Source organism: Acetatifactor sp. (assembly GCF_982438285.1).
Window position 1 is genome coordinate 1 of record NZ_CEWDFQ010000395.1, and the last position, 2,548, is coordinate 2,548.

Genomic DNA, 2,548 nt, shown 5'->3' on the forward strand with positions numbered 1-2,548 from the left:
GGTCTGTCCTGACCTGAAAATTCCCCATAAGCCTATCCTTTCGCTTTTTTTCATATTTTTTACAAAAATCAGGAAAATATGTATTGACAAACCCTCAAGAATTGACTACACTACAATAGTATGTTTACATTAGTCCTCCGTGTCTGGCTAAAGTGAAACATTTTCAAACAAATTATATAATCTATACAAATGGAGGTGTATGACTTGGCTAACATTAAATCCGCAAAGAAGAGAATTTTAGTAAACCGCACAAACGCTGAGAGAAATAAAGCCATCAGATCCCGCGTCAAGACAGCGATCAAGAAGGTGCATGCAGTAGTTGCATCCGGTGACAAGGAAGCTGCAAAGGCAGAGCTTGCTGCTGCTACCAAGGTAATCGAAATGGCTGCCAGCAAGGGTGTTTACCACAAGAACAATGCAGCGAGAAAAGTTTCCAGCATCAGCAAGGCTGTAAATCAGATGGCTTAATTTTTAACATATTGAGATTGCAAACGCCTATACCGTGGTATAGGCGTTTTTTCAGGTACTCAGGAGCGGCAGCAGGGCTTATGTCTTCTGCCGCTCTTTCATTCTTTTAATATCCTTCTTTTGTCTGCTATGCACTATCTGCGTCTTCCGCCGCCGCCATGTCTGACGCCGCTGCTGCTTCGGTGTCCTCCTCCGCCGCTTCGTCCGCCGCTGGAGCTGCTTGTCTGGATTCTGCGGGTCACCACATTCTTTCGAATGAACTCGTCTCTGCTGTCGTTCATCCGGGGCTTTCCTCCTTCCACAAAGGATGTGGCCGTTGTAGTATCCTTCGCCTTCTCCTGTCTTAAATGAACCAGTGCATAAATCAACGCCGCAGCCAGCGGAACCACCAAAATCACGCCTAAGGGAATGCTCACTCCCACTTTATTTCCATACAGCCTGCAGGTTTCATCCACATAAGCCTTATATCCCTCATAGGGACTTTTCTCCACCTTCTTATAAACCGCATCCAGCACCCTGTCGATATCCCGGCTGCTGAAGCTTTCATACACCCTGCCACAGGTGGAAAGCCAGCTTCCCTCCTGTCCCTCGTACCAGTTATCCAAAAGCAGAATGCCATCCCCGTGTACTCTGTCATAGCCAAAAGCATTCTCATCATAAAAGTCATCGGCGATATTCATCATCTGGGTTTCCCAGTATCCGTTTTGCTCCATATCCTCCTTTATGGTCACCAGCACAATATCAATCTGATGCCTCCGCTCCGCCTTTGCAATCTGCTCTCTCAGCTGCTGCTCTTCCTCATCCGTCAGCACATCCGCATAGTCAAAAACCCTTTCCTGAGGCGCCTCTTGATTTTTTCTGGGAGCCTTTGGAATCACCAGCCCGGCGATAAACAGCCCCGCCAGCACCACTGCCAGCACCAAAATCCCAATAAACCAAAAACGAAAATAATGTATGTATTGTCTGAGCGCCTCTTTCTTAATATCTTTATCCATTTTTCTTTTCTGCCGTCCCAAGACGGCATTCCCTCCTACATTTTAAAATGATAAAAGCCTTCCTTTGCTACACCAGATAAATAATGCCGTTTATCATGCCAAGAACCAGCGTCAGACAAAGCCACAGGGTTCCAGCGTAGCTCCACACCTTTTTCTTTGAGATAGGGGCCGTGCCTACAATCTTGCCGTTTTGCCCGTTCACATAGAAGGGATAATCCTTATCCTGATACCGGTATATGTATTTCCACACAGGGAGCAGTCCATATCGGTTTTCCTCCCGCTTTACCTGAATGTTATTCTTCCGCACTGTCACGTGACTGTAACCGGAATAGCTCTGCGACAGCATCTGTCCCACATCCTCATTCATCTTCTGCTTCGCACGGTTCTGGGCGATATCTGCGGTCATGTTATATTTTTCCGCATAAAAACCCGAAAGATACTTGGGCTGAAAGGGTGTCAGCTCGCTGTAATTATAGGGCTCCATCAAATCCATAACATCATCCGGCATATCCACGGAGGCATCTACCGGAATATTTTCAAAATCCGCATCCATATTTCGGAAAATATTATAATAGGAAGTTTCCGTATACTGCGTATTTCCTGTTGTCCAGCTCCTCACACGGGTGCCCTCTGCACTGTAATCACAGTTGACGTCGTAATCAAAAAACCAAAAAGGAACATAAGTACCCTGCATGCCGTTTAAACGCACTTCGGAAAGAAAATCTGTGGGGGCAAACAGACATTTTTTAAACTTCTCCCGGATAGATTCCTTACACTTTTCTTTTCCAAAACGAAAGGGAATCATTATCTTTGGTTCGTACTCCCCTTCAATGCGCTGATCAAAAATCAGATAATTGTCACAGTAAGGACACTGTGATGCGCTTGTATGCTCCTGCACGGGCACTTCACCGCCGCAGTTTGGACAAATCTTCATGTCCTGATCCGGAAACTCTTTCTTTTCCTCACTGTTTTCACTCTCGCAGAATGGACAAAACATCCCCTTTCTTTCAGGACTGTAAATCACATTGCCGCCGCAGTTTTTACATTTAAAAACCATATCGCACTCCCCTCTCTTATGTATCTAT

General features: G+C 45.6%; 3 protein-coding genes. 1 reads left to right on the forward strand and 2 read right to left on the reverse strand.

Going from position 1 to position 2,548, the window contains the following annotated elements; all coding sequences use genetic code 11:
- The first annotated feature begins 204 nt into the window (after nt 1-204).
- On the forward strand, nt 205-468 hold the full coding sequence (rpsT, locus tag AC1WIP_RS14400) for a 30S ribosomal protein S20 (RefSeq protein WP_481142477.1): 264 nt from the start codon (nt 205-207) through the stop codon (nt 466-468).
- A gap of 134 nt (nt 469-602) precedes the next feature.
- On the opposite strand, the gene AC1WIP_RS14405 is transcribed toward rpsT, so the two are convergent.
- Nucleotides 603-1,463 (reverse strand): TPM domain-containing protein, encoded by an 861-nt coding sequence (locus AC1WIP_RS14405; protein ID WP_481142478.1) that lies wholly within the window; start codon nt 1,461-1,463, stop codon nt 603-605.
- Between the two features lie 67 nt (nt 1,464-1,530).
- Entirely contained in the window at nt 1,531-2,520 is a 990-nt protein-coding gene (locus tag AC1WIP_RS14410) for a TFIIB-type zinc ribbon-containing protein (RefSeq protein WP_481142479.1), read from the reverse strand.
- Between the last annotated feature and the right edge of the window lie 28 nt (nt 2,521-2,548).